6 protein-coding genes and 1 pseudogene are annotated in these 5713 nt (G+C 45.3%); 2 read left to right on the forward strand and 5 right to left on the reverse strand.

Features of this window, described 5'->3' with window-relative positions:
* Positions 1-127: pseudogene (locus ACUVJL_RS39070) on the forward strand (IS1 family transposase); the annotation flags it as partial.
* 195 nt (positions 128-322) lie between these two features.
* Here the strand turns inward: ACUVJL_RS39070 and ACUVJL_RS39075 are convergent.
* The 5 genes from ACUVJL_RS39075 to ACUVJL_RS39095 all read right to left on the reverse strand — a co-directional run bounded on the left by ACUVJL_RS39075 (position 323) and on the right by ACUVJL_RS39095 (position 5244).
* The gene (locus ACUVJL_RS39075) at positions 323-511 is read right to left on the reverse strand and encodes a hypothetical protein (RefSeq protein WP_445250726.1); all 189 of its coding nucleotides are present in this window, start codon (positions 509-511) and stop codon (positions 323-325) included.
* 12 nt (positions 512-523) lie between these two features.
* Entirely contained in the window at positions 524-748 is a 225-nt protein-coding gene (locus tag ACUVJL_RS39080) for a response regulator (RefSeq protein WP_445250727.1), read from the reverse strand.
* 180 nt (positions 749-928) lie between these two features.
* Positions 929-1390, reverse strand: a complete 462-nt coding sequence (locus tag ACUVJL_RS39085; protein ID WP_445250728.1) for a response regulator — start codon at positions 1388-1390, stop codon at positions 929-931.
* Positions 1353-3311: a sensor histidine kinase gene (locus tag ACUVJL_RS39090; RefSeq protein ID WP_445250729.1), complete on the reverse strand. Its 1959-nt coding sequence runs from the start codon at positions 3309-3311 to the stop codon at positions 1353-1355. Before ACUVJL_RS39090 ends, ACUVJL_RS39085 begins: the two co-directional genes overlap by 38 nt.
* A gap of 727 nt (positions 3312-4038) precedes the next feature.
* Positions 4039-5244 carry a 4-hydroxy-3-methylbut-2-enyl diphosphate reductase gene (locus tag ACUVJL_RS39095; protein WP_445250730.1) on the reverse strand — a complete coding sequence of 402 codons (1206 nt, stop codon included), beginning with the start codon at positions 5242-5244 and terminating at the stop codon, positions 4039-4041.
* A gap of 131 nt (positions 5245-5375) precedes the next feature.
* On the opposite strand from ACUVJL_RS39095, the gene ACUVJL_RS39100 reads away from it, so the two are divergent.
* A partial coding sequence (locus ACUVJL_RS39100; protein ID WP_445250731.1) for a GxxExxY protein occupies positions 5376-5713 on the forward strand: 338 nt, incomplete at its 3' end.

The raw sequence follows: 5713 nt of genomic DNA on the forward strand, positions 1-5713 counted from the left end.
TGCCCGGCTACATCGTAAGACTCTTTGTTATTCTAAATGTGAGGAAATGCTCAAGCATTCTATTAAGTTATTAATACATTACTTGAAGTTTGACGATATTCCCATTCCTGGGGCATTCATACCTTGATTCAGCAACGCCTCAATGCTATGGGATGAACGAGCTATTGAGAGGGTTAAAGGAGTGCATCACACTACCATAATCAAATGGGTAAAACTTGTTGGAGAGGTACTACCCGAGGCTTATAATCCTACTGTGATACCGCAAGTATGTGAACTTGATGAACTTGAAACTTTTGTCGGCTTAAAAAAAACTTGCATCCATTTAAGCGTTGTAGCAGAGAATTAAGTTGATTTTCCAGTAGGGCGACTTCCAGGCGGCAACTCGATCGAGCACTGCGCGAACCGCAACGCCAAGGCGGACACAGTGCTTCGGCGACTTGATAATGTAGTCGTCCAATCCGGATTTCATCGCCTCTACAGCAATTTCTTCGTTGCCAGTATTCGTAAACATTATGGTCGGGCATTATGGATAACTGGCTTTGATAGTTCTAAGGACATCTAAACCGTTCGTCCAGCGTAGTTGGTAGTCGGTAATTACCAGATGGAATCCGCCTCGATTCAGTGCTTTCCGGAATAATTTATCGTCGGAAATTTCCGTTATTTGCAATTGCGAGAATTGCCGCTCTAACTCGCGTTTGACGAGCAGCCGCTCCGTTGGGTTATCGTCAATTACCAGAATGTGTACCACTTTAACAATTGATAATTTAGCTGTTAGCTAGAGTGCCGCTCAATCACTAATAATAAAAATGTTGGAGGTTGCCCCTTTAAGATGATAAAGGACGGGCTTCCTGACTAGAAACTTAATTTCCTTCTTACCAGGAAGAGTCTGGTAACGGGGAAACGAGGAAGAAAAACCGGGAAACCGCCACTACAAACCCGAAAATTCTCTAGGTTCCGGCAGTTCGGTATAGTTGAGCCAATAGTCGTTAAAACTCTGCATCATTTCCAACAAAGAAGCAAACCCAATCGGTTTAACCAAATAAGAATTTACCCCTAAATCGTAAGCTCGCTTGACATCAAGTGTTTGCCTAGAAGAAGTAAGCATAACCACCGGCAAGCGTTTTAGTTCCGGGTGCTGCTTCAGCCAAACCAGAACCTCGTGACCCGATCGCCTGGGCAATTTCAAGTCTAGTAAAATTATCGCAGGTAAAGGATAGCGATCGCGATCGCTGTACTCTCCGTCACCATTTAAATAAAAAACCGCTGCATCTCCATCTCGGACAATTTGCAGCGAAGTATTAGCAAAAGCCTCATTCCGAAAAGCCCGCTGCATCAACAAAACATCAACGGGGTTATCTTCCACCAGTAAAATCGTCTGCGTTTGCCTCATGCTTCCTCAGTTCTATCCAAAATCGACTGCCTTGTCCTAGTTGAGATTCCACGCCTACTTGACCGCCCATGCGATCGGCTCCTTTTTTTACAATAGCTAATCCTATACCAGTTCCGGGGTATGACTCAATACCGTGCAGCCGTTCAAAAACCCGAAAAATGCGTTTTTGATGTTCTGGAGCAATACCGATGCCGTTGTCTTCTACCCACAGACGGATTATGCGGACTGGCAATAGGCAACTGGCAATCAGTAACTGGGAATGCTCCCACTGCCCCACTGTTCCCCTTTCCAATTCTCCTGCTGTCTCGCTGTCTGTCTCTCCCTCTTGAGGCTGCTCTATTTCCTCAGCCCAGATCAGCACTTGGGGCGGTGCGCCTTCCACAAATTTTATAGCATTGGTGAGCAGATTTGCGATTACTTGAACTAAAGTAACGCGGTGGGCAATTACCGCAGGCAAGGGCGATTGAACACGGATTTGAGCGTGCCTGGATTTAGCGTCGGCTTGTACCATAGCAATTGCCTCGGCAACAGCAGATTCTAACTCTAAAACTTGCAGCGATAAATCAGCGCGGCTGAGGCGGCTGTAAGCTAGCAAATCTTGGATCAATTCTTCTAATTGTTGGCCAGAATTAACAATTTGCTGGGCGTATTCTTGACCGAGCTCGTCGAGGAGGTCGCGGTAATCTTCTAATAAAGCTTCAGCTAATCCCTGCATTCCTCGCAGGGGAGCGCGCAAATCGTGGGCGACGGTATAGGTGAAAGCTTCTAATTCTTCGTTAGCTGCTTGAAGTTGAGTGGTGCGGAGTTCTACTCGCCGTTCTAAGGTAGCGTTGAACATCCGAATTTCTGCTTCTGCTTGTTTGCGTGCAGTTACGTCAATGGCGGTACTAATTACTAAACTTCTGCCGTCGGAAAGCTTGCCTAAAGGTGCGGAATAAAAGTCCCAAACTCGAGTTTGGCCGCTGGCTGTGGCAATCATATATTCGCCTTCAGAAATGCGCGCGTTTAATTGGTGCAGCCGATCGATCTCTGCTTGCACTAGCGATTTGCGGCTGTGGTAAGCTTTTTCTGTCCAATCTTCTATTGTGGGAATTTCTGAGTGTTGGTAGCCTGAGAGTTCTGTCCAAGCGCAGTTAATTTGCAAAACTTCTCCGTTTTCAGCGTGCAGCATAATTGGCAGCGGGGCGTCGAGAATGGCGCGGCGGAAACGTTCTTTGGTTAATTCTAGGGAGTGGCGATCGTGTTCTAGCTGTTCTAATAGTTGATTTTGCTTGATTTCGGCATTGTCGCGCAAAGTTCGATCGCGCTTCACCAAATAGTAAACCAACACGATCAACAGGAAATTTACTAAAGTGGTAACGGTAAAAGTCAGGATTGTCAAATTAGCACTCGCTTGAGATTCTCGGGCGCGCTGCTGCAATAGCTGAGTTTCTTCGGCAGTCATGGTGGCTATCTGCTGCCGAATGTCGCCCATGATTTGCTTTCCCCTACCAGATTTTACTGGCCGCAGGGCTGCTTCTAAGTTTTGTTGGCGTCGCAGATTGATGGTTTCTTGAAGTTCGGCTAATTTAGAGTCGATCGCAATTTTCAAGTCGCGAATGCGCTGTTGCTGGCGATTATTGTCAGCGGTTAGCTGCTGCAATTCGACTACTTGCTCGTTGATGCGGGCGATCGCGCTGTGATACGGTTCTAAATACCGTTCTTCTCCAGTCAGCAAATAACCGCGCTGTCCGGTTTCAGCATCTTTTAAGGTGGAAAGCGTGGCTTCGAGTTCGGTTAAAACTTGGTGAGTGTGGCTCACCCAGCGTTCGTTTTCGACTAACTTAAGAGTGTTGCAGTAGGAAGTTGCAGCATTCAAAATTAGCAGGGCCAAGGCCATCCCGATGCCTGCGGTAATTTGGCTAGTCAGCGATTGTTTCATGAAATGAGCGGCACGCGAGTCCTGCTTTTTTCTTTATTTTAGCGGGATTCAGACTACGCGAATTTTTGGTGTCCGCCGTCCGGTGGCCAAAGCCTATAAATTTAAGGATCAAATGTGCGATCTATCTTGTGTTTAGTTTTGTCTCGATCCTCCTCGCATCCCCCTTAAGTCAGAGATGGAAGAAATCGCTCTCTTACCTCTCGTGATTCAGGCAGGCCCCACAATCTAGGATGGTTAACAAAGCTTTATTCACCATGTTTTGTTGCATCGATCGTGCTGCTTTCACCATTTCAAATCGCGGCGCAAAGAAAAGAGTTTTTACCTATTGACTTAACTTGATTTTTGGGATATATTTTAGATAATGGGAGTGGTGATATAAATTTTATCTTTGGTAATATTCCCATTATTAAATAATACATTATCAAGCCAGCCACGTCAAGCTTTTTACCCCAAAAAAAAGGCGGATTTTTAATATTTTATTTAAGAAATAATCAGTTGGATGCAGGGAAGAAATTGACAGGAGCGATGAGTGGGTGAATAGTATCAGAAATGCAAGCGATCGAGTAACTGTCCAGCATTCAGCGGTTGAAATTAGTTGAATATCAAATCCGGTTAGATCGGAATTATACTCTCTTGGCTTAGGTGAGAGCGATGTCAGGAGCGAGGAATCACGCAAGCACTACACTGAGAAAATTATGATTCCCAGTGCAGTGCCCAAACAATATAATTACACAACAACAGGGGCTTTCATCGCCAAAATTCGATCGATCGCATCTTCAACAACCTTATCAGGCGTAGAAGCACCCGAAGTCACGCCCACCACAATTTTACCATCCGGTAGCCAACCTTCAGTCACGACCAAATCTCCCCCCAAAGGCTTGTGTTCGATCCGATTTCCCGGTAAAATGCGCTCCGCAGAATCAATGTGATAAGAAGGAACAGTTTTGTCGATCGCAATTTCCTGCAAATGCGTAGTATTAGAAGAATTAAAACCCCCAATCACCAGCATCAAATCCAACTTTTCCTCAACCAAACTCAACATAGCATCTTGCCGTTCCTGAGTCGCATCGCAGATTGTATTAAAACTCTGAAAATGCTCGTTTAAATTCTCCGGTCCGAACTTCCGCATCATCGTCCTTTCAAACAACTTGCCAATATTCTCTGTCTCAGTTTTGAGCATAGTAGTTTGGTTAGCAATCCCCACCATTTCCAAATCCCAGTCCGGGTCAAAACCAGCAGAATAAGCCTTACTAAACTTAGCAAGAAACTCAGCCCTATCGCCCCCGTGCAAAATATAATTAGTGACATATTCAGCTTCCTGCAAATTCAGCACAATCAAATACTTATCAGCAAAAGAGCTCGTCGCCACAGTTTCTTCGTGCTTATACTGACCGTGAATAATCGAAGTATAATCTTTCTTCTTGTGCTTCTCAACAGTATTCCAAACCTTAGAAACCCAAGGACAAGTAGTATCAACAATCTTACAGCCCTTATCATTAAGCAACTGCATTTCTTGCACGCTCGCCCCAAAAGCAGGTAAAATTACCACATCACCGCTATCGACCACTGAAAAATCTTTCTGCCCCTTTTCAACAGCAATAAAACCAACCTCCATATCGCGCAAATGCTGATTTACAGAGGGATTATGAATAATCTCATTAGTAATCCAAATGCGTTCCGAGGGGAAATGCTTGCGAGTCTCGTAAGCAATAGCTACAGCGCGTTCCACCCCCCAGCAAAACCCAAAAGCCTGAGCCAGTAGGATCGTGACTGCGCCGCGTTCCAGCCTGTAATTATTGTCGCGAATTTGCTGGATCAGACTGCTTTGATAAGCCGTCTGCATTACCCCAGCTACCTCAGCTTCGTATCCGAAACCCTTGCGGTGGTAGTTTTCCGACTGTTGGAGCGATCGTTTAAAAGCTTTAGTATCCATGCGTATCGAGTTGAAATCTAGGTTAATTACCTTTGATTTTAGAATGCCTGGGGTGCGATCGGGATTATTGGCTTAGTAGGTTTGAGGGGATATGCTATTTATACGATCAACACATGGGGAGGGAAGAAGGAATGAACCGCGAAGACGCGAAGGACGCGAAGGAAGAAGAAAAAAGAATGAGACAATTGGGCGAACAGGTAGAACAGTTGGCTTATAGAGCGATTGGGGCGGCTATTGAGGTGCATCGGCTTTTGGGGCCAGGATTTTTAGAATCAGTGTATCAGGAATCCTTAGAAGTTGAATTTCGGATGCGGGGGATAGCTTGTCACCCTAAAAAGCCAGTAGCAATCACCTACAAAGGTTATTCAGTTGGCGAAGGTCAATTAGACTTTCTGGTTGGCGATATCCTGATTGTCGAATTAAAAGCTGTCGAAAAGCTAGCTCCCATCCATGAAGCCCAAGTTATCTC

This window comes from Microcoleus sp. OTE_8_concoct_300, from assembly GCF_031383065.1.
Classification (GTDB): domain Bacteria; phylum Cyanobacteriota; class Cyanobacteriia; order Cyanobacteriales; family Microcoleaceae; genus Microcoleus.